The organism is Anoxybacillus eryuanensis, assembly GCF_051200995.1.
In the GTDB taxonomy this organism is placed as follows: Bacteria; Bacillota; Bacilli; order Bacillales; family Anoxybacillaceae; genus Anoxybacillus; species Anoxybacillus tengchongensis.
Window position 1 is genome coordinate 19566 of sequence record NZ_JBPODS010000014.1, and the last position, 19425, is coordinate 38990.

Annotated in this window: 20 protein-coding genes and 1 riboswitch; of the genes, 14 read left to right on the forward strand and 6 right to left on the reverse strand. The window is 41.4% G+C overall.

The window, feature by feature from the left end; translation table 11 throughout:
• The first annotated feature begins 8 nt into the window (after positions 1 to 8).
• Both mnmL and mnmM read left to right on the forward strand, forming a co-directional pair.
• Positions 9 to 959 (forward strand): tRNA modification radical SAM protein MnmL/YtqA, encoded by a 951-nt coding sequence (gene mnmL, locus HNQ84_RS12160; RefSeq protein WP_435622273.1) that lies wholly within the window; start codon positions 9 to 11, stop codon positions 957 to 959.
• A complete protein-coding gene (mnmM, locus tag HNQ84_RS12165; protein WP_032100440.1) occupies positions 959 to 1531 on the forward strand; it encodes a tRNA 5-(aminomethyl)-2-thiouridylate-methyltransferase MnmM in 573 nt (190 codons plus the stop codon). Before mnmL ends, mnmM begins: the two co-directional genes overlap by 1 nt.
• Positions 1532 to 1572: 41 nt before the next feature.
• Here mnmM and HNQ84_RS12170 read toward each other — a convergent pair whose 3' ends face one another.
• From HNQ84_RS12170 to HNQ84_RS12180, 3 genes are read right to left on the reverse strand one after another with little or no spacing between them, the layout of a single operon-like run.
• Complete coding sequence (locus HNQ84_RS12170) at positions 1573 to 2136, reverse strand: Uma2 family endonuclease (RefSeq protein WP_032100441.1); 564 nt, start codon at positions 2134 to 2136, stop codon at positions 1573 to 1575.
• Between the two features lie 42 nt (positions 2137 to 2178).
• On the reverse strand, positions 2179 to 3249 hold the full coding sequence (locus HNQ84_RS12175; RefSeq protein WP_183250032.1) for a tetraprenyl-beta-curcumene synthase family protein: 1071 nt from the start codon (positions 3247 to 3249) through the stop codon (positions 2179 to 2181).
• Positions 3224 to 4042 carry an alpha/beta hydrolase gene (locus tag HNQ84_RS12180; RefSeq protein ID WP_435622274.1) on the reverse strand — a complete coding sequence of 273 codons (819 nt, stop codon included), beginning with the start codon at positions 4040 to 4042 and terminating at the stop codon, positions 3224 to 3226. Before HNQ84_RS12180 ends, HNQ84_RS12175 begins: the two co-directional genes overlap by 26 nt.
• A gap of 82 nt (positions 4043 to 4124) precedes the next feature.
• Here HNQ84_RS12180 and HNQ84_RS12185 point away from each other — a divergent pair, with 82 nt between their 5' ends.
• The 3 genes from HNQ84_RS12185 to HNQ84_RS12195 all read left to right on the forward strand — a co-directional run bounded on the left by HNQ84_RS12185 (position 4125) and on the right by HNQ84_RS12195 (position 6390).
• On the forward strand, positions 4125 to 4655 hold the full coding sequence (locus tag HNQ84_RS12185; RefSeq protein WP_183250036.1) for a gamma carbonic anhydrase: 531 nt from the start codon (positions 4125 to 4127) through the stop codon (positions 4653 to 4655).
• Positions 4656 to 4730: 75 nt separating this feature from the next.
• Positions 4731 to 5249 (forward strand): phosphatase PAP2 family protein, encoded by a 519-nt coding sequence (locus HNQ84_RS12190; RefSeq protein ID WP_183250038.1) that lies wholly within the window; start codon positions 4731 to 4733, stop codon positions 5247 to 5249.
• A 13-nt stretch (positions 5250 to 5262) separates the two neighbouring features.
• Positions 5263 to 6390 (forward strand): glycosyltransferase family 4 protein, encoded by a 1128-nt coding sequence (locus HNQ84_RS12195; protein ID WP_183250040.1) that lies wholly within the window; start codon positions 5263 to 5265, stop codon positions 6388 to 6390.
• Here the strand turns inward: HNQ84_RS12195 and asnB are convergent.
• Complete coding sequence (asnB, locus tag HNQ84_RS12200) at positions 6381 to 8270, reverse strand: asparagine synthase (glutamine-hydrolyzing) (RefSeq protein ID WP_435622275.1); 1890 nt, start codon at positions 8268 to 8270, stop codon at positions 6381 to 6383. The genes HNQ84_RS12195 and asnB overlap by 10 nt on opposite strands.
• Before the next feature lie 61 nt (positions 8271 to 8331).
• On the reverse strand, positions 8332 to 9537 hold the full coding sequence (gene metK, locus HNQ84_RS12205; RefSeq protein WP_004888955.1) for a methionine adenosyltransferase: 1206 nt from the start codon (positions 9535 to 9537) through the stop codon (positions 8332 to 8334).
• 121 nt (positions 9538 to 9658) lie between these two features.
• A riboswitch (SAM riboswitch) is annotated at positions 9659 to 9767 on the reverse strand.
• A 174-nt stretch (positions 9768 to 9941) separates the two neighbouring features.
• Between metK and pckA the strand changes: the two genes are divergently transcribed.
• From pckA to HNQ84_RS12230, 5 genes are all read left to right on the forward strand, one after another.
• Positions 9942 to 11528 (forward strand): phosphoenolpyruvate carboxykinase (ATP), encoded by a 1587-nt coding sequence (pckA, locus tag HNQ84_RS12210; RefSeq protein ID WP_435622276.1) that lies wholly within the window; start codon positions 9942 to 9944, stop codon positions 11526 to 11528.
• Between the two features lie 117 nt (positions 11529 to 11645).
• Positions 11646 to 12623 (forward strand): N-acetylmuramoyl-L-alanine amidase, encoded by a 978-nt coding sequence (locus HNQ84_RS12215; RefSeq protein WP_435622277.1) that lies wholly within the window; start codon positions 11646 to 11648, stop codon positions 12621 to 12623.
• A 49-nt stretch (positions 12624 to 12672) separates the two neighbouring features.
• Positions 12673 to 13641: an energy-coupling factor ABC transporter permease gene (locus HNQ84_RS12220; RefSeq protein WP_435622278.1), complete on the forward strand. Its 969-nt coding sequence runs from the start codon at positions 12673 to 12675 to the stop codon at positions 13639 to 13641.
• A complete protein-coding gene (locus tag HNQ84_RS12225; protein ID WP_435622279.1) occupies positions 13638 to 14372 on the forward strand; it encodes an energy-coupling factor transporter transmembrane component T family protein in 735 nt (244 codons plus the stop codon). The genes HNQ84_RS12220 and HNQ84_RS12225 overlap by 4 nt, the downstream gene beginning before the upstream one ends.
• Positions 14372 to 15097 (forward strand): energy-coupling factor ABC transporter ATP-binding protein, encoded by a 726-nt coding sequence (locus HNQ84_RS12230; RefSeq protein ID WP_435622280.1) that lies wholly within the window; start codon positions 14372 to 14374, stop codon positions 15095 to 15097. The genes HNQ84_RS12225 and HNQ84_RS12230 overlap by 1 nt, the downstream gene beginning before the upstream one ends.
• 96 nt (positions 15098 to 15193) lie before the next feature.
• Here the strand turns inward: HNQ84_RS12230 and desB are convergent, their stop codons facing one another.
• Positions 15194 to 16273: a Delta(10) desaturase DesB gene (gene desB, locus HNQ84_RS12235; protein WP_435622305.1), complete on the reverse strand. Its 1080-nt coding sequence runs from the start codon at positions 16271 to 16273 to the stop codon at positions 15194 to 15196.
• 234 nt (positions 16274 to 16507) lie between these two features.
• Here desB and HNQ84_RS12240 point away from each other — a divergent pair, with 234 nt between their 5' ends.
• The 4 genes from HNQ84_RS12240 to HNQ84_RS12255 all read left to right on the forward strand — a co-directional run bounded on the left by HNQ84_RS12240 (position 16508) and on the right by HNQ84_RS12255 (position 19401).
• Positions 16508 to 16750 (forward strand): DUF2584 domain-containing protein, encoded by a 243-nt coding sequence (locus tag HNQ84_RS12240; protein WP_435622281.1) that lies wholly within the window; start codon positions 16508 to 16510, stop codon positions 16748 to 16750.
• A gap of 100 nt (positions 16751 to 16850) precedes the next feature.
• Positions 16851 to 17828: an ABC transporter substrate-binding protein gene (locus tag HNQ84_RS12245; RefSeq protein ID WP_435622282.1), complete on the forward strand. Its 978-nt coding sequence runs from the start codon at positions 16851 to 16853 to the stop codon at positions 17826 to 17828.
• A gap of 9 nt (positions 17829 to 17837) precedes the next feature.
• Positions 17838 to 18608 carry an ABC transporter ATP-binding protein gene (locus HNQ84_RS12250; RefSeq protein WP_435622283.1) on the forward strand — a complete coding sequence of 257 codons (771 nt, stop codon included), beginning with the start codon at positions 17838 to 17840 and terminating at the stop codon, positions 18606 to 18608.
• Positions 18595 to 19401, forward strand: a complete 807-nt coding sequence (locus HNQ84_RS12255; protein ID WP_435622284.1) for an ABC transporter permease — start codon at positions 18595 to 18597, stop codon at positions 19399 to 19401. The genes HNQ84_RS12250 and HNQ84_RS12255 overlap by 14 nt, the downstream gene beginning before the upstream one ends.
• Positions 19402 to 19425 lie beyond the last annotated feature (24 nt).

Sequence of the window (19425 nt, forward strand, 5' to 3'; positions counted from 1 at the left end):
TGATAAATATGAATCCTTTTCCATATACAAACGACAATAAACGGTACCATACATGGAATTATCATTTACGCCAAACGTTCGGCGAAAAAGTGTTTAAAGTGTCGCTTGATGCAGGATTTGACTGTCCAAATCGCGACGGCACGGTCGCGTATGGCGGTTGCACATTTTGTAGCGCTGCGGGTTCCGGTGATTTTGCTGGCAGACGAACAGACGATTTAGTGACACAATTTCATACGATTAAAGAAAAAATGCATACGAAATGGAAAGATGGCAAATACATCGCCTATTTTCAAGCGTTCACAAATACGCATGCACCCGTTGACGTCTTGCGTGAAAAATTCGAATCGGTGTTACATTTAGACGGTGTCGTCGGTTTATCAATCGCTACACGACCTGACTGTTTGCCGGATGATGTCGTTGACTATTTAGCCGAATTGAATGAGCGAACGTATTTATGGGTCGAACTTGGCTTACAAACTGTTCATGAACAAACCGCTGCTTTAATCAACCGCGCACACGACTTTTCGTGTTATGTAGAAGGGGTACAAAAGCTACGCAAACACGGCATTCGTGTTTGTACCCATATTATTAACGGATTGCCGCTTGAAACGTACGACATGATGATGGAAACAGCAAAGACGGTGGCGCATTTGGATGTACAAGGCATTAAAATACATTTGCTTCATTTGTTAAAAGGAACACCAATGGTAAAACAATATGAAAAAGGAATGCTCCGCTTTTTAACGTTCGATGAGTATGTTCAACTCGTTTGCGATCAGTTAGAAGTGTTACCGCCAGAAATGATCGTTCATCGCATTACAGGAGATGGTCCAATCGATTTAATGATCGGTCCGATGTGGAGCGTCAATAAATGGGAAGTGTTAAACGCCATCGATGCTGAACTAGAGCGACGTAATAGTTATCAAGGAAAAAAATATGTGCGAAAGGAAGAAAGATGATGAAACTAATGCGCATTTTACCGTTTGCGCGCTCGCTCATCGATTTAGCGGTCAAAGAAGGGGATATCGTCGTCGATGCAACGGTTGGTAACGGTCATGATACGCTTTACTTAGCTGAACGTGTCGGACCGTCTGGACATGTGTTCGGGTTCGACATTCAAGCACAAGCGATTGAAAACACGACAAAACGATTGCGCGAACATCATATGGAATCACGGGTCACGCTTGTGCAAGCAAGCCACGCAGAACTTTATGTGCATATTCCCTCCGAATATAAAGGGCGCATTACCGGAGCGATGTTTAATCTCGGCTATTTGCCCGGGGGAGATAAACAAATTGTCACAAGGCCAAACTCAACGATTGCTGCCATTGAACAGTTGCTCGACATCATGGCTCCTGAAGGAGTCATTGTACTCGTGATTTACCACGGTCATCCTGAAGGAGCGATCGAACGGGATGCCCTTTTGCAATACGTCTCAGCAATCGATCAACAACGCGCGCATGTCATTCGATACGAATTTATGAATCAAGTCAACTATCCACCGTTTATCGTCGCGATTGAGAAGAGGTAAAAAAGTAGCGATCGGTTCTCCCTATCGCTACTTTTGTTTAGTTAGTGAAATATTTCTTCTAAATCAACAAACAAATCCGAAAAGTAAACAGATTGAACAATCCCTATGCTCACCTTAATATCTGCCTGCTCATACAACCCGTCTTCATTTAATGCATAAACGGTAACTGCTTGTTTCATCGGATTAACGATCCAATATTCTTTTACACCATATTCCATATATAAATTAAATTTCGTTACTAAATCATGCGCTTGATTGGAAGGGCTCAATATTTCAACAATTAACGTTGGAACGCCAACATATTTTGTGTCTGTAAATCCTGATGGATCACAAATAATGCTTAAATCAGGAATGACAAGTTTTCGCTCAGAACATTTCTCACTCACTAATTCAATATCCGTTGGAGCCGCAAATACTTTACATGTCTTTCTTTTTAAATAATTCCCAAATATCGTATGAAGATTGCTCGATACAAGTTGATGCTGAATGCTAGGCGAAGGAGTCATATAAACAACACCATTAATGTATTCTAACCTTTCATCACTATTTTGGCGCATCATTAAATATTGTTCATACGTCACATGCGAAAAGCGAGGCAACGACATGATCATCCCTCTTTTCTTTTCTTTCATTATATAGCAATTTTCTCATACATACATCCATCTTTGCCATTTTCGATACATTCTGCCGTTCCAATAAAAGAAGTGAGATGTCATGCCACCAGCGCGCAACAATTGTTTCGCTAGCTTACGAATGGTTTCTTGCCCATGCACTTTTTCATCTGATAAATATAATCCGAGCAAACCACGATGAATAAAGCGATGAAATTCACGATGCGGCAACTGCGCAATATGGCGTTCTGCTTCTTCAACGAAATGGCATAAACGAGCAAATAATGTCTCCTCATTTGGATAATAAAAACAAAAGTTTAAATCTCCACCTTGCCGATCTTCTTCTTGATCAATGAAATAATCAAGCAAAATATGCAATCCTTGTACATATGGAAAATAGCTATTCCGTACCCGTTCAGCGAGACGAATATCAAACGAGTCGTTATAAGCGTAAGCGACTAAACAAAAAATACCGAGCGTCGAACCAGAACAGGCGGAAAATTCGTACCACTCCATTTTCGGCAACGATGCTTCATGCTTAGCGAACCATTGCTTCAAGCGCGGAATACGCTCTTCCTCTTTTACATGTTTATGTACTTGTAAGTCACAATAATATGATGCAAGTTCATGTAAAAATGGAGCAATGACGTCATAATGTTTCACTTCTTGTAACATTTCTTGGCACGTATCGACAAGAGCATGCAAATAGCCACCGTCCTCTTGTTCGGCACGATAGCGATAATACGCCTCTTTTTTTGCGCCGATAGTTAACGCATGGATCATCGAATCGTGCAACGCACGAAAATCGGTCGGATCAAGCGACGTGCTGCGATCGCATAAATTATCTAAATAATCACTAATCGTTTGATAAGCAACGATAAAACGAATGCATCGCTCCATTTCTTTTCCTGCAAGTAAAGATAAAATGGCGCCTCCCTCACAATGAAACGTTTTTGTTGCGATGCTCGCTAACGCTTGTTTGCGCAATTCTTCATCTGGAATAGCTTCTGCTCTTTTTTTCCAAATAGCTAGTTCGCGGTGAACGAGCGGAAAAACACGACGGTATACAGCTCGCATGAGACTAAACGGATTTGTTGGAACGTTCAATGAGTTCACTCCTTTGCAGTTGCAAAGTTAAAAACGTATGGGCATATAAAAATACTTGTTCACGTTCAAGTTCGTTAAAAATTTCGTGATATAGCTTTGGCCATTCTTTATACACTTTTTCGCTTACCGTCAGCTGATCAAACCATGATTTCACTGCACTTTTATCGACAATTTTGTCATCCCCCGCCTGCATGACAAGCATTGGCACGTCTGGCAAGTCTGCCATTTTTTCGTGCGCGATACGAATCGCCTTCACTAACTCGCGATACCAACGAACAGACACTTTTGTTACATATAATGAATCGTTTTTATCCATCTCACGCACTTCTTCATTTCGTGTTGCCATTTCTACCGTTAATCCAGATGGAAACCGCTTTTTCGGATGAATGACATTTAAAATGCGCGAGGCGATTTCAAGTGCTTTGGACGGATAATGAACGAGCCCTAAACATGGAGAAGATAAAATGACACCGCGCACAGGAAGACGCTTTTCTTGCAATGTACGAATAACAATGAGCCCACCCATGCTGTGACCGAATAAAAAAATAGGCTGTTCATACACGCTTGCTTCATGAACCCAACTTGCGACTGCTTCAATATATTCGTCAAATGAATCGATATGTCCTCTTCGACTGCGTGATGTCGTTCCTTGCCCCGGTAAATCTCCTGCAACAACGTGAAAACCGTGCATGCGAAACATTTCAATCAACCATTTATAACGACCGTGATGCTCAGCTGCACCGTGAACGATCACGATCGTTCCTTTCGCGTTTTCTCCTTCCCATTTCCACATATACTGCCCCCCTTTATATTTACGAATAGCCGAAAAATTTGTACACTAAATATAACAAATTGAAACGAAAGGAACGAGTCAAATGATTTATCCTTATAAAGAACATACACCAAACATTGCACCTTCCGCCTTTATTGCAGATTATGTCACAATTACAGGCGATGTAACGATTGGAGAGGAAACGAGCGTTTGGTTTAACACGGTCATTCGCGGAGATGTCGCGCCGACAATCATCGGTAACCGTGTAAACATTCAAGACAACTCTGTCCTTCATCAAAGTCCAAACAATCCACTCATCATTGAAGATGATGTCACCGTTGGTCATCAAGTCATTTTACATAGTGCGATCATTAGAAAAGGCGCTCTCGTCGGCATGGGTTCGATCGTTTTAGACGGTGCTGAAATTGGTGAAGGTGCGTTTATCGGTGCTGGCAGCCTCGTGCCTCAAGGGAAAAAAATCCCTCCTCGCACACTCGCATTCGGACGCCCAGCGAAAGTGATTCGTGAACTAACTGAAGAAGATGAGCGTGAAATGGCACGCATTCGCCGCGAATATGTTGAAAAAGGACAATATTATAAGTCGCTTCAATTAAACAAACCACGCAATAAATAAGAGCGTGGTATTTTTACATTGTTTTATTATTGACTTAACATATATATTTTATCATAAATTCAGGGGGATTTGCTTATGTTACGAAAATGGTACGATTGGGAATGCAAGTTGTTTTACAGCATTAATCGTTATTTTGATCGGAAATGGCTAAACGCCTATTTTCGTTCGATTACACACATCGGAGGCGCAACATTTTCAATTACAGCGGTTATGCTAGCCATTTGGTTATTGCATGATGAATGGCGCGATACTGCTATCGCAAGTGCGATCGCCTTAGCACTTAGCCATATTCCTGTCGCAATAATGAAAAAAATGTATCCTCGCAAACGACCGTATATTTCACTGCATAACACGAAAGTAACAAAAAACCCATTAACTGACCATTCATTTCCATCAGGACATACGACGGCCACATTCTCTGTCGTTATTCCATTTTTATTATACGCTCCACCATTAATGATTTGGCTGTTGCCGATCGCATGTAGTGTCGCTGTTTCGCGCATTTATTTAGGGCTCCATTATCCGTCTGATGTGCTTGCTGGTTGTATGCTCGGTACGTTGTTTGGCGTCGCTTCATTTTCTGTCATTTTATAAGGGAGGAATGGGCATGAAAATTGCTTTATTCACTGACACATTCGCCCCTGAAGTAAACGGGGTAGCCCGTACATTAAAAAGATGGGTCGATTTTTTAGAAAACCACCAAGTTGAATACCGCGTTTTCGCTCCGGAAACGCGGTCAGAAGATGTTTCGACAAATTGTATTTATCACTTCAAAAGCTTTCGTTTTTTTCTTTATCCCGAATGTCGTTTGGCAATCCCAAACATGATGACTATAAGAGAGCAGCTAGAGCAATTTCGACCAACGCTCATCCACATTGCTACTCCATTTAATATTGGTTTGTGTGGTTTGCATTATGCCAAAAAAATGAATATCCCCTTCGTCGCTTCTTATCATACCCATTTTGATCAATACTTACACTACTACAACCTCGATTTTTTATCACCGTGGCTTTGGCGTTATATGCATTGGTTTCATCGTTCTGCCGAAAAAATTTTCATCCCTTCTGAAGAAACGCTCAATCACTTGCAACAGCGTGGCTTTACAAACTTACACATTTGGTCGCGTGGCGTCGATTGCACAACGTTTTATCCGAGAGAAGACAACCAGCCATTTCGACAAGCATATGGCATTACTGAACCGTATATCGTTTTATATGTCGGACGGTTAGCGCGGGAAAAAAATGTCGATTTACTCATCCAACTCGCCAAACAAATGCCATCTTCTATTCGTTGGATGATCGTTGGAGACGGACCGCTAAAAGGGCAATTACAACAAGTAGCTCCAAGCAATGTGACGTTTACAGGTTTTTTAAGCGGAGAGGCACTCGCTGAAGCATATGCATTCGCAGATGTACTAGCATTTCCATCACCAACAGAAACGTTTGGCAATGTCGTATTAGAATCATTCGCATCAGGAACTCCTGTTGTTTGCGCAAATCGTGGTGGCGTAACAACAATTGTGAAAGAGCAACAAACAGGTTTATTGTGCCCTCCTCATGATTTAAACGCTTGGCGAGCAGCAATTGAATATATGTTAGAAAATAAAGAAAAACGAAAACAAATGGGGAAAGCCGCTCGGGAATACGCAAAAACGAAAGACTGGAACAGCATATTCACCGAACTTCTTTCCCACTATGAACAAGTGATGCATAAACGCGAGTCTCGTTACGCATAAGAGCGAAGGAGCGGAGATGGCTTTGCAAAATCGTACTTTTCTTCTACATACACGGCATGCCAAACGATAAACATCAGTACCGTCCATAATTTTCGACTATAATCGGCTTTTCCTGTCGCATGATCATTAAGCAACTGCAAAAGCACATGCTTATGGAATAAATGATTCGTTTCACTTTGTTGGATCATCATTTTTGCCCAATCGTACAACTCATCTTTTAACCAGTGACGAATCGGAACAGGGAAACCGAGTTTTTTACGATGCAATACGTGGTCTGGAACAATGCCTTCTGCCACTTTCCGCAATATATACTTTGTTGTACCGTTAGCTGTTTTCAAGTGGGAAGGTATATGCTTAGCTACTGCGAACACTTCTTTGTCTAAAAACGGGACACGCAACTCAAGCGAATGAGCCATCGTCATTTTGTCAGCCTTTAACAAAATATCTCCACATAACCACGTATGCAAATCGACATATTGCATTTGTTCGACGGGATCGTATAACGCTGTTTCATCATATAAATGTTTCGTTACGTTCGTATATTTCCAATCGCTCTTGTATCCTTTTAATATAAGGGCTTTTTCTTTTTCCTCAAACATTTTTGCGTTGCCAATATATCTATCACGCAATGGTGTCGTACCGCGTTCGATAAAACTTTTTCCTTTCACTCCTTCTGGAAGAAGACGAGCGAGCATGCGTAATACGTGCTTCATCGGCTGAGGAAGATGATTAAACAGGCGTAAAGAATGTGGTTCACGGTAAATATTGTAACCTCCAAATAATTCATCTGCCCCTTCACCTGATAAAACGACCGTCACACGCTTTCTCGCTTCACGAGCGACAAAATAAAGCGGGACAGCGGCAGGATCAGCAAGCGGGTCATCCATATGCCACATAATACGTGGAAGTGCTTGTACGTATTCTTCTGGAGAAATAATATAGCTGTAATGTCGAACGTGTAGTTGATCAGCTGTTTCTTTCGCCACATCTATTTCACTAAACCCTTCTCGGGCAAATCCAACCGAAAACGTCTCGAGCTGCGGATGAAATTGTTTAGCTATCGCAACAACAAGGGAAGAATCAATCCCACCGGATAAAAAAGAACCGACAGGCACATCGCTACGCATATGCACTTCAATCGATTTGAATAGTGCATCGCGAATATCACTAATCCACTTTTCTTCTGATTGATGGATCGGCGTAAATGTTGGGGTAAAATAACGAACAAACATCGGTTGCTCGCCAATTTTTTTCTTGATATAATGCCCAGGCTTCAGTCTAAAAATATTTGCTGTCATTGTAAGTGGCTCTGGCACATATTGAAACGTTAAATAATGATGGAGTGCTTCTCTGTTGATATCTCCATCAATTGCTAATAAGAGGCTTTTCTTTTCCGAAGCAACGAGAAGACGATCATCTTCAATCGTATAAAAAAATGGCTTAATACCAAACGGATCGCGTGCAGCAAATACTATTTTTTCTTCTTTATCCCAAATGACGAAAGCAAACATACCGCGCAATTGCTGAACACAAGCCTCTTTTGTTTCAGCATATAACGCTAAAATAACTTCTGTATCTGAATGTGTCGTAAATTTATATCCTTTTTGCTCAAGTTGCTCGCGCAATTCAATATAGTTGTAGATTTCTCCATTAAAAATAATCCAATATCGATCATTTTCATAGGAAAGCGGCTGATGACCTGCCTCTAAATCAATAATGCTCAGACGACGAAAAGCAAAATGCACATGCTCATCGAAAAAATATCCTTCGTCATCTGGTCCACGATGAATAATCGCATCATTCATCTGACGAAACGTCTGTTTCCATTCACCGCATATTTGATTTGGTTGATCATATATAACCCCAACAAAGCCACACATGTTTTCACCCCGTTTCACTAACAAATAGAGAGAGCTACATGACGTAACTCTCTCCCTTTTCTTACTTCGCTAACTGTAACGCTTGTTGTTTTAATGCTTCTGCTTTATCAGTACGCTCCCAAGGAAGATCAATATCTGTGCGACCAAAGTGACCGTAAGCAGCTGTTTGTTTGTAAATTGGACGGCGAAGATCAAGCATTTTGATGATGCCTGCTGGGCGAAGGTCAAAATTGTTGCGCACCACTTCAATTAATACATCTTCAGATACTTTACCTGTGCCGAACGTATCAATGGAAATTGATACTGGTTGCGCCACACCGATCGCATACGCTAACTGCACTTCACATTTATCTGCAAGACCTGCTGCAACGATGTTTTTCGCTACGTAACGAGCGGCATATGCTGCCGAACGGTCTACTTTCGTTGGGTCTTTTCCTGAGAATGCTCCACCACCGTGACGAGCATAACCACCGTACGTGTCAACGATAATTTTGCGTCCTGTTAACCCTGCATCACCTTGTGGGCCGCCGATCACGAAACGACCTGTTGGGTTAATGAAATATTTTGTGTTTTCATCGATCAACTCCGCTGGAACAACAGGTTGAATGACATGCTCTTTAATGTTGCGTACAATTTGATCTTGTGTAATTTCTGGATGATGTTGTGTAGAAACAACGATCGTATCGATACGTACAGGTTTGCCGTTTTCATCATACTCCACTGTCACTTGCGTTTTTCCGTCTGGACGTAAATAAGGTAAGATATCTTCTTTCCGCACTTCAGCTAGACGGCGCGCAAGTTTATGTGCGAGCGAAATTGGAAGCGGCATAAGCTCTTTCGTTTCGTTGCACGCGAAGCCAAACATTAATCCTTGGTCACCTGCACCGATCGCCTCGATTTCTTCATCTGTCATTTGCCCTTCACGAGCTTCTAACGCTTTGTCAACACCCATCGCAATATCTGGAGATTGCTCATCAATTGATGTTAATACAGCGCACGTATCTGCATCAAAGCCGTATTTTGCGCGCGTATAGCCAATTTCACGAATCGTTTCACGGACAATTTTCGGAATATCTACATATGTAGATGTTGTAATTTCCCCGCTCACTAAAACAAGCCCTGTTGTTACGCTCGTTTCACACGCAACACGCGCATTTGGATCATTCGCTAAAATCGCATCTAAAATCGCATCGGAAATTTGGTCACAAATTTTATCCGGATGCCCTTCCGTTACAGATTCAGACGTAAACAGACGACGTTTAGGCATTCAAACATTCCTCCTCAATAATAATGACAAATGATACGGTACTCATCCCTCTTATTATGGTCTATCGTGAAAAAAACCTTTCCTTCAGAGGAAAGGTTTTTGCATTTGTCTGCGCCTTTCACTCTTATCGTTCAAGGGCGTTCCCTTGCCACAGGTTAGCACCTTTTCACATACGTGACGGTTGCTGGGTTTCATCGGGCCTGTCTCCCTCCACCAACTCGGGATAAGAGTATCCGTTCATCTCAGCATCATATCACATATATCATCAGCGAGTCAACGTTTTTTCTACTGTAATGATTTTGAAAATAAATTCAAGAAAAATACACGAATTAGTATGGACTATTTATTAAAATGTGTTATACTTTTTACATAAAGATAAATCAAACAAAGGTAGGTTTTGTCCAATGAATTCCATTGAACTGACAAACAAATTATCGACACTCTTACAAAGGGATGGGGTTTTTCATAACTTATCTGTACCACGACTAGTAGAGAAGGTATTAACTCGGAAAGAAGGCATTCTTACTTTATCAGGAGCGATTTGTGCAACAACAGGAAAATATACAGGTCGCTCCCCGAAAGATAAATATATTGTCGAAGAGCCATCCGTGAAACATAAAATTGATTGGGGAACTGTCAATCAGCCAATTTCTGAAGAAGTATTTGATAAACTTTACAACAAAGTAATCGACTACTTAATGACAAAAGAAGAATTGTTTGTATTTAATGGCTTCGCAGGCGCTGATCCAGCTTATCGTTTGCCGATTCAAGTTGTCAACGAATTTGCTTGGCATAACTTATTCGCCCATCAGTTGTTCATTCGTCCAACAACGGAAGAATTACAAGCGCATGAGCCACAATTTACAGTCATTTCTGCTCCAACATTTAAAGCCGATCCAGCCGTTGACGGCACGCGTTCAGAAACGTTTATTATCATCTCGTTTGAACGTCGCACTGTGCTAATTGGTGGAACAGAATATGCAGGTGAAATGAAAAAATCAATTTTCTCCGTCATGAACTTCTTATTGCCAGAGCAAGGAATCTTCCCGATGCACTGCTCAGCAAACGTAGGTCAAGAAGGCGATGTCGCGCTCTTTTTTGGTTTATCAGGGACAGGGAAAACGACGCTTTCTGCTGATCCAAACCGTCGCTTAATTGGCGATGACGAGCACGGTTGGTCAAACAACGGTGTCTTTAATATTGAAGGCGGATGTTATGCCAAGTGCATTAACTTATCACGTGAAAAAGAGCCACAAATTTTTGACGCGATTCGCTTCGGCTCGGTATTAGAAAACGTCATGATTGACCCAGATACGCGCATACCAAACTATGATGATGCGACGTTAACTGAAAATACACGTGCAGCATACCCGCTTGAAGCGATGGATAACATCGTTCAGCCAAGCGTTGCTGGTCACCCGCATACAATCGTCTTTTTAACAGCGGACGCGTTCGGGGTATTGCCACCAATTAGCAAACTCACAAAAGAGCAAGCAATGTATCATTTCTTAAGCGGGTATACAAGCAAGTTAGCGGGTACAGAGCGCGGAATTACAGCACCAGAAGCAACGTTCTCTACATGCTTCGGCTCGCCGTTTCTACCGCTTCCAGCAACACGATATGCAGACATGCTCGGACAAAAAATCGATGCTCACGACGTTCAAGTCTTTTTAGTGAACACCGGTTGGACTGGTGGTGGATACGGCGTTGGTGAACGAATGAAGCTGTCGTATACGCGCGCAATGGTGAAAGCAGCATTAGAAGGAGAGTTAAATAACGTAGAAACCATTCAAGATCCTATTTTTGGATTACACATTCCACTTCACGTCCCAGGTGTCCCTGATGAAGTGCTACAACCAAAAAGCACATGGGCGGATCAAGAAGCGTACGAACAAAAAGCAAAAGAACTTGCGGCGAAGTTCCGCGAAAACTTCAAGAAATTCAAAAACGTTGACCCACGCATTGAACAGTTCGGTGGACCAATTGGATAAACGACAAAAGCTGCCTGCTTATTCGGCAGCTTTTTTCATTTTTAATGACTTCGTACAAACCATTTTTACTATGAAACATATAGTAGTATATAGAAATGAACAAAAGGAGGATACAAAATGAATGGACTATTGGCTCTCCCGCAATTAAAAGATATACGCCATCTTCTCCCTACTCGTTCTGGACAGTCGTACAAAAAAACAACATTGCAGCAAAAAACACATATTATTATTCATCATAGTTTAACGAAAACAGGCTCGGCATTTGCGTTTGCTAATTATCATGTTAGCAAGGGGTGGCCAGGAATCGGATACCATTTTGTTATCGAACAAGACGGAACGATTCACTTTTGCAACGATTTAGAAACAATTAGTTACCATGTTGGCAACCATAACTCATACTGCATCGGCATTTGTTTAACAGGGGATTTTCGCACACAACAACCGACGAATGAACAAAAACAATCATTGAAAGCATTATACAAAACACTTGTCAGCATCTTGCCGAACTATAAAGACGTAAAAGGACATAACGAACTGAAAGGATATGAATGGAAACAATGCCCGTGCTTTAACTACTTAGAAGTACTAAATGAAAAAGAGAACGTCACTGTTCAGATCAAAGAAGAAGTAAAACAATATACCGTTCAACAAGGAGATACGTTATGGGCAATTAGCCAAAAAACAGGAGTAAGTGTAAAAACGTTACTTCGTCTAAATCCAGACATCAATCCACGAACATTACAGCCTGGCCAACAAATAATTATCGAAAAGCAAGTAAACAAGACAGAAGTCAAGCCTCCATCACAATCGACCAATCAACCACTAAAACAACAAAATCCAATCGAACAATTGATAAACAAACTTCCGAATAAAGTATTACGATACGGTGATCGTGGTGAAGACGTGCGCTTCTTACAACAAGCATTAAATGCAATCAATTTCAAATGTGGAGCAGAAGACGGGATATTCGGCAAAAAAACGTTAGATGCTGTGCAACGGGTCAATCTCATGTTTTCTGGTGGAAATAAAAATGGTGTTTATGACGAAAAGACGAAAAATTATATAGTAAGTAAGCTAAAAGAAAAAATAAAATAGCTTTTAAGCATACATCTCCCCTATAATAAAGCATGAGGGGGGATTGGCTATGCATATGGCAGATGCGCTCATTTCACCTACGGTAGGAGTGGCGATGTGGGGGGCTACAGCAGGTATAGCAAGCTACTCATTAAAAAAATTGAACATTGAAGCCGATGAAAAAAAGCTACCACTTATGGGAGTGCTCGGAGCATTTGTATTTGCCGCGCAAATGATTAACTTTGCTATTCCAGGTACAGGATCGAGCGGACATTTAGGAGGCGGACTGTTGCTCGCCGCTTTGCTCGGTCCGTATGCAGCATTTTTAACGTTATCCGTCGTTTTATTTATACAAGCACTCTTTTTTGCAGACGGTGGCCTGTTAGCTTTCGGATGTAACGTGCTTAATCTCGGCTTTTACACATGTTTTATCGCCTATCCTGTATACAAGCGGCTCATTCGTCGAACGAACATATGGTTGGCCTCCATCATTGCTGCTGTCGTTGGATTACAACTCGGTGCATTTAGTGTCGTCGTTCAAACATTGTTGTCTGGCAAAGTCGAGCTTCCATTTACAACTTTCACATTATTTATGCAACCTATTCATTTAGCGATTGGCATTGTAGAAGGAATAGCTACCGCTACTGTTATCTCCTTTGTTGCAAAAACAAAACCAGAGCTTTCGCCAACAATAGAGACGCCGATGAATCGCCTCATCGGGACGCTCGGTTTGCTCGCTCTAATGATTGGTGGCATTTTTTCATCCATCGCCTCTTCTAAGCCAGATGGATTAGAGTGGTCTATTTTTCATACGATCGGTACGGATGAACTGCATGCAACAACAGCAATTCATCACGCGTTTGAACGTCTCCAGCAATCGCTTGCTTTGCTTCCTGACTACAATCTGAAAGGCGGAGGCGCATCGATCGGATGGTTAGATATCGGGACAAGTATTTCTGGTATTATCGGTGCATTCATTGTTGCTGTAGCAATCATGGCGCCATACATTATTATTAAAAAATGGAGAAAAGAAGCGTGATCTATCCACCTATGCTAAACATTGTGCAACGACGTCATATTCATCCGCTAAGCATGCTAATTATAACGTTTACATACATCTTCGTCGTTGCCTCGTTTCATTCATATGCTTTTATTGAATTGATGCCGTTATCGCTTTACCCGATCGCCATGATCATTTTTTATCGCCTTTCCATTCGTCATATAAAACACGTACTCATCGCTTCATTGCCATTTGCTACAGCCATAGGAGTTTCGCAATTGCTTTTTATTGATGAACATATATTATTTTTTCATTGGTACATCGAAGCAAGATGGTTGGCTTTTTCTACATTTGTTTTAAAAAACACGCTTGCAATACTTGCAGCAACCGTTTTATTTTTAACTACACCGATTGAACAACTTGCTGGGGCGCTCCTTTCTTTGCGCATCCCATGCTTTCTCGTTATTCAATTACTTTTGACATATCGATACATTTTTTTATTTTTAGAGGAAGCAAAACGACTTCGTCAGGCGTACATGTTGCGAGCCCCACACCATCGCGCTATCAAATTATCTGTTTGGGGATCGCTCGTCGGACACTTACTTTTACGAACTTTCGATCGTGCTGAGCGCGTGTATGAAGCAATGACGTTGCGAGGCTTTTCTATTCAACGTATGCATATAAAAATAAAACGATGGACAACGAGAGAGATGATATACACATATGTAACGATTACATTGTTCATCGTTTATCGTTTGGTGGTCATATGATGATAAATGTATCAAATGTTTTCTACGTATATCCAGATGGTCATGAAGCCATTCGTGATCTTTCTTTTTCTGTTCAAAAGGGAGAATGCATTGGCATCATTGGGGCAAACGGTGCAGGAAAATCGACGTTATTAAAACTGCTCGTCGGATTATATACGCCCCAAAGTGGATGCATTTTCATTGACAACATGCGCATGTCGAAACAAACGTTACGACATATTCGTCAGATTGTTGGCTTTACATTTCAACAAGCAGACGATCAATTATTTATGCCGACTGTCTACGAGGATGTCGCATTTGCACTTCGCAATGACGGCATAAATGAAAATGAGGTGAAACAACGGGTAACAAATGCTTTAACAATCGTTGGCGCTATGCATTTAAAAGACCGTCCACCTTATCGTTTGTCTGAAGGGGAAAAACGGCTCGTCACTATAGCAACTGTGCTCGCAACAGAACCGAAAATTTTGCTGATGGATGAACCAACAGCGGCTCTTGATCCGAAAGCGCGGCGAACGCTCATTCACCTCGTTCAATCGTTGCCACACACAAAAATTGTAACGACACATGACCTCGACTTCGTACTTGAATGTTGTGAGCGAACGATTGTACTCGCAAACGGAACGATCGTATACGACGGACCGACAGAAAACGTGTTAACGAACGAACCGTTTTTACACGAACATCACTTAGAGCTCCCTCTTATGCTGCAAAGGAAAAAATAAGGCGTGGCTCATTGCCACGTCTTATCTTTATTCTACAAACAAAAAAAAGCGCCATATACCGGCGCTTCAGCTTGTCGACAAAGTCGACAAGCTGGCTTATTTTTGTTTGACCATTTTTTCTAAAACATTTTCTTTCACTTTATGCGAAAGGTCATCTATATTTAATCCATTTCCGAGCGTTCCGTACACGTATCCTTCGCGCGGTTCGATGAGTTCTGTTTGCTCATGATAAAGCCGCGGCGTTTTCCATAGGGCAATTAATGCTTTTGTCATCGGCATTTCATGATAACGATCCGGCCATAGTTGTTTAATATATTGTTTAACTAGCGGGTAATATTTTGAACTCATTGCTGGGAATAAATGATGTTCTGTATGGTGTGAAAAGTTAAAATGCAACACATCGATCCATTTCGGCACAATAACTGTTAAGCTATTAGCTAGCGGATCGTTAACCGGAACGAGTGGATTTAAGCGATGATTCGTTGAAATGTACCCCATAACGATCGCATTTCCAATAAGCAATGGAAGAACGAAGGCAAAGAGCCATTTTTCCACCCCGATCATCAACAATAACCCAATCCATATCGACCAAGGTAATACAAACTGCCAAAATACGGCGCGGCGACTGCCCCGTTCAAACTCCTTCCAAAAGTGAAGAAGCATATGAAGCGAATGAGCTGTAAACATCCCTGCTAAAGACAAAAATGAGAAAAACGCACGAATCGGAAACGGAATACGGTAAATCCAACGAAGAAAACGACTTTGGGCTAAACGTTTGATCGTCGGCCACGCATCTGGATCAAGCTCCTCATGTTGAGTATGCACATGATGCGTTGCGTTATGCCACTTTCTCCATAACTTTGGACCTGTGCATAGCGGCAAAAACGCGATGCCACCTAATAAATCACGAAGCCAAGTTCGCTTTACGACCGTTCCATGCAAAATTTCATGCCCTAAAAACCCTAAACCTGCAAAACAAAATCCAATAACAACCGAAAGCAATCCGTTCCATAACCAATGTAGATCAAATAAAGAAATCGTGACAATGCTGCTAACTAAAACGAGCATGTAAGCAAGACCACCGAACAGACGAGATGGAACAGGACGGAACGCTTCCTCAGGTAAATACGGAGCAATGCGAGCCGCGTACCACCCAAATGAATGAAATTGTTTCATCAATAAAAAAACTCCCCTCATACGTAAACACTTCACTTCAAAAAGAAATGAATATTCAAACATCTCTTTCTAAAGCTTATTGTCATCGTATCATTTACATTCTTGTCCTGTCAATAGAATTTATTACTAGGTTATATGATTTATTTATATGATATGGTTACAAAACATGAAATGTAGTTGTGTAATCGTCATAAATGTGTTTCAATGAAGGTAAAAATGTGGAGGGTGAGCCATATGGGTATGCCGTTAGAGATTCAAACGATGATCGTCACGAACGGAAAAGAAAAACGAATCGAACATAACCTATTCACTTTGCAAAAAGAAGGCTATCGTCTATATCCGCTTGATATCCCATTAGAAGTAAGACGAACAAAACACGGAGAAGCAACAGGACAAGCTGTTGTCAAAAAACTTGTTCTTGAAAACGAGACAACGATCGTTACATATGAATTGATTGCCTTACATTCGATTAATTAAACCGTCGTGTCATCTGTCACGGCGGTTTTCTTTTTCGGGCATTCACACATTTTTATTAGGCGCATACGATAAAGCAAACGAAAGGAAAGAGGGGAAGAAGATGCGAAAATGGGGGTTTTTGCTCATTGTTTTGACGTTTTTACTCGCGGCTTGCTCATCAAATGATGTAAAAACGTTGCGCATTGCCGAAGTCACTCGATCAATTTTTTACGCTCCACAATACGTAGCAATTGAGAAAGGTTTTTTTGCTGAAGAAGGACTTCATGTTGAGCTAAATACGACGTGGGGTGGCGATAAAACAATGACGACGCTTTTATCGAACGGAGCAGATATTGCACTTGTCGGTTCCGAAACATCTATTTACGTATACAGTCAAGGAGCTGTTGATCCGGTCATCAATTTCGCACAATTGACACAAACCGATGGTACATTTTTAGTTTCCCGCGAACCAATCGCCAACTTCACTTGGGATCAACTGAAAGGAAGTACATTTTTAGGGCAACGAAAAGGCGGTATGCCGCAAATGGTCGGAGAGTACGTATTGAAGCAACACGGAATCGATCCACATAAAGACTTACATCTCATTCAAAATATTGAATTTGCCAATATTGCCAATGCGTTCGCGAGCGGAACAGGTGATTTCGTCCAACTATTCGAACCGACGGCTAGCATTTTTGAACAAGAAGGAAAAGGGTATATTGTCGCTTCGTTCGGAACAGAATCTGGACACCTCCCGTACACAACATTTATGGCAAAACAAAGTTTCATTGATGAAAATAAAGATGTCATCGAAAAATTTACGCGTGCCCTCTATAAAGCACAGACATGGGTGCAAACACACGATGCAAAAGAAATTGCAGCAGTCATTCAACCATATTTTGAAAATACACATATCTCTCTTATCGAAAAAGTCGTCGAGCGCTATAAAAATCAAGGCTCATATGCAACTGATCCGATTTTAGACGAAGAAGAGTGGAACCATCTTCAAAACGTGATGAAAGAAGCAAATGAGTTACCATCCTACATTGACCACTCGATTTTAGTGAATACATCGTTCGCTGAAAAAGCGAAAAAGTAGGTGAACATCATGCCCATTTTAACAATTGATCAAGTGATGCACGCCTACGTCACCAATCAATCTGCCGTATTAGCGCTTGATCATTTGTCGCTCAATGTCGAGAGAGGAGAATTTCTCTCCTTCCTCGGCCCAAGCGGCTGTGGAAAAACGACGCTTCTTTCCATTATTGCTGGATTGATCACCCCGACAAAAGGGCGTGTGCTGATCGAAGGAAAAGAGATACACACAATGCGCCAAACGATTGGGTATATGCTCCAACATGATTATTTGTTCCCGTGGAAAACGATTGAACAAAACGTCACACTCGGATTAAAACTAACGGGCAAATATAGCGAGAAAACGAAGAAACAAACGCTCGCCTTATTGCACCAAATCGGTCTGCGCGATGTCGATAACCGCTATCCGAATGAATTGTCAGGAGGAATGCGCCAGCGTGCCGCCCTCGTACGTACACTTGCAACCGATCCGAAAATATTGTTGTTAGATGAACCTTTTTCTGCGCTCGATTATCAAACAAAACTTAAACTAGAAGATCTCGTATGGGAGACGTTAAAACAATATAGAAAAACGGCACTTCTCGTCACGCACGATATTGGTGAAGCCATTGCGATGAGCGATCGAATCGTTTTATTTACCGCTAGACCAGGAAAAATTCAAAAAATCATTACCGTTCCAGATTCATTAAGAGCTTGTACACCGTTTCAAGCTCGTCAACATCCAGATTTTTCACCGCTCTTTCAAATGATTTGGAAGGAGTTAGAGGGCATTGAACAAACATGAATGGTTGCAACGTATATACGATCAGTATATGGCATATGAAAAACGTGAAAAACGAATTGTCCGCTTTTTTCAAGCGATCATTGTCATTGCATTTTTCAGCTTATGGGAAATCGCAAGCCGTTTTCATTGGATCGATCCTCTTTTATTTAGCTCACCGTCCTCGATTTGGCATTTGTTTATGACAAAAATACGCGATCACACATTGCTTTCACATACAACCGTCACATTAACAGAGACCATACTTGGTTTTATTGTTGGGACGATGATTGGCGTTTGTTTTGCTGCAATACTTTGGTGGTTTCCTCGCGTCTCAAAAATTGTTGATCCGTACTTAGTCATTTTAAACGCCATGCCAAAAGTAGCACTTGGCCCGATTTTCATCGTCGCACTCGGACCAAATATGACATCGATTGTCGCGATGGGAGCGATCATTTCGATCATTATTACAACGATTGTCGTTTACACCTCGTTTAAAGAAGTAGATGCAAACTACATCAAAGTACTTCAAACGTTCGGTGCAACGAAGCAACAATGGTTTACAGAAGTCATTTTACCTGCTTCCTTTCCGACCATTATTTCAACGCTAAAAGTAAACGTTGGTTTATCTTGGGTTGGTGTCATCGTCGGTGAATTTCTCGTCTCTAAACAAGGGCTCGGTTATATGATTATTTACGGCTTCCAAGTGTTTAACTTTACGCTCGTTTTATTAAGTTTGCTTATGATTGCTTTACTCTCTAGCATCATGTACCAGCTTGTCGGTTGGCTTGAAAAAAAATTAATAAAACGCGTATAACCCCACGCATAAAGAAAAAGCGGT

Bases quoted from the DNA above. Each gene is read 5' to 3' on its own strand.
- mnmM (WP_032100440.1), top strand. From the start codon at position 959: ATGAAACTAATGCGCATTTTACCGTTTGCGCGCTCGCTCATCGATTTA.
- HNQ84_RS12170 (WP_032100441.1), bottom strand. From the start codon at position 2,136: ATGTCGTTGCCTCGCTTTTCGCATGTGACGTATGAACAATATTTAATG.
- mnmL (WP_435622273.1), top strand. From the start codon at position 9: ATGAATCCTTTTCCATATACAAACGACAATAAACGGTACCATACATGG.
- HNQ84_RS12220 (WP_435622278.1), top strand. From the start codon at position 12,673: ATGCATATGGCAGATGCGCTCATTTCACCTACGGTAGGAGTGGCGATG.
- metK (WP_004888955.1), bottom strand. From the start codon at position 9,537: ATGCCTAAACGTCGTCTGTTTACGTCTGAATCTGTAACGGAAGGGCAT.
- pckA (WP_435622276.1), top strand. From the start codon at position 9,942: ATGAATTCCATTGAACTGACAAACAAATTATCGACACTCTTACAAAGG.
- desB (WP_435622305.1), bottom strand. From the start codon at position 16,273: ATGAAACAATTTCATTCATTTGGGTGGTACGCGGCTCGCATTGCTCCG.
- HNQ84_RS12180 (WP_435622274.1), bottom strand. From the start codon at position 4,042: ATGTGGAAATGGGAAGGAGAAAACGCGAAAGGAACGATCGTGATCGTT.
- HNQ84_RS12240 (WP_435622281.1), top strand. From the start codon at position 16,508: ATGGGTATGCCGTTAGAGATTCAAACGATGATCGTCACGAACGGAAAA.
- asnB (WP_435622275.1), bottom strand. From the start codon at position 8,270: ATGTGTGGCTTTGTTGGGGTTATATATGATCAACCAAATCAAATATGC.
- HNQ84_RS12195 (WP_183250040.1), top strand. From the start codon at position 5,263: ATGAAAATTGCTTTATTCACTGACACATTCGCCCCTGAAGTAAACGGG.
- HNQ84_RS12215 (WP_435622277.1), top strand. From the start codon at position 11,646: ATGAATGGACTATTGGCTCTCCCGCAATTAAAAGATATACGCCATCTT.
- HNQ84_RS12250 (WP_435622283.1), top strand. From the start codon at position 17,838: ATGCCCATTTTAACAATTGATCAAGTGATGCACGCCTACGTCACCAAT.
- HNQ84_RS12230 (WP_435622280.1), top strand. From the start codon at position 14,372: ATGATAAATGTATCAAATGTTTTCTACGTATATCCAGATGGTCATGAA.
- HNQ84_RS12185 (WP_183250036.1), top strand. From the start codon at position 4,125: ATGATTTATCCTTATAAAGAACATACACCAAACATTGCACCTTCCGCC.
- HNQ84_RS12245 (WP_435622282.1), top strand. From the start codon at position 16,851: ATGCGAAAATGGGGGTTTTTGCTCATTGTTTTGACGTTTTTACTCGCG.
- HNQ84_RS12190 (WP_183250038.1), top strand. From the start codon at position 4,731: ATGTTACGAAAATGGTACGATTGGGAATGCAAGTTGTTTTACAGCATT.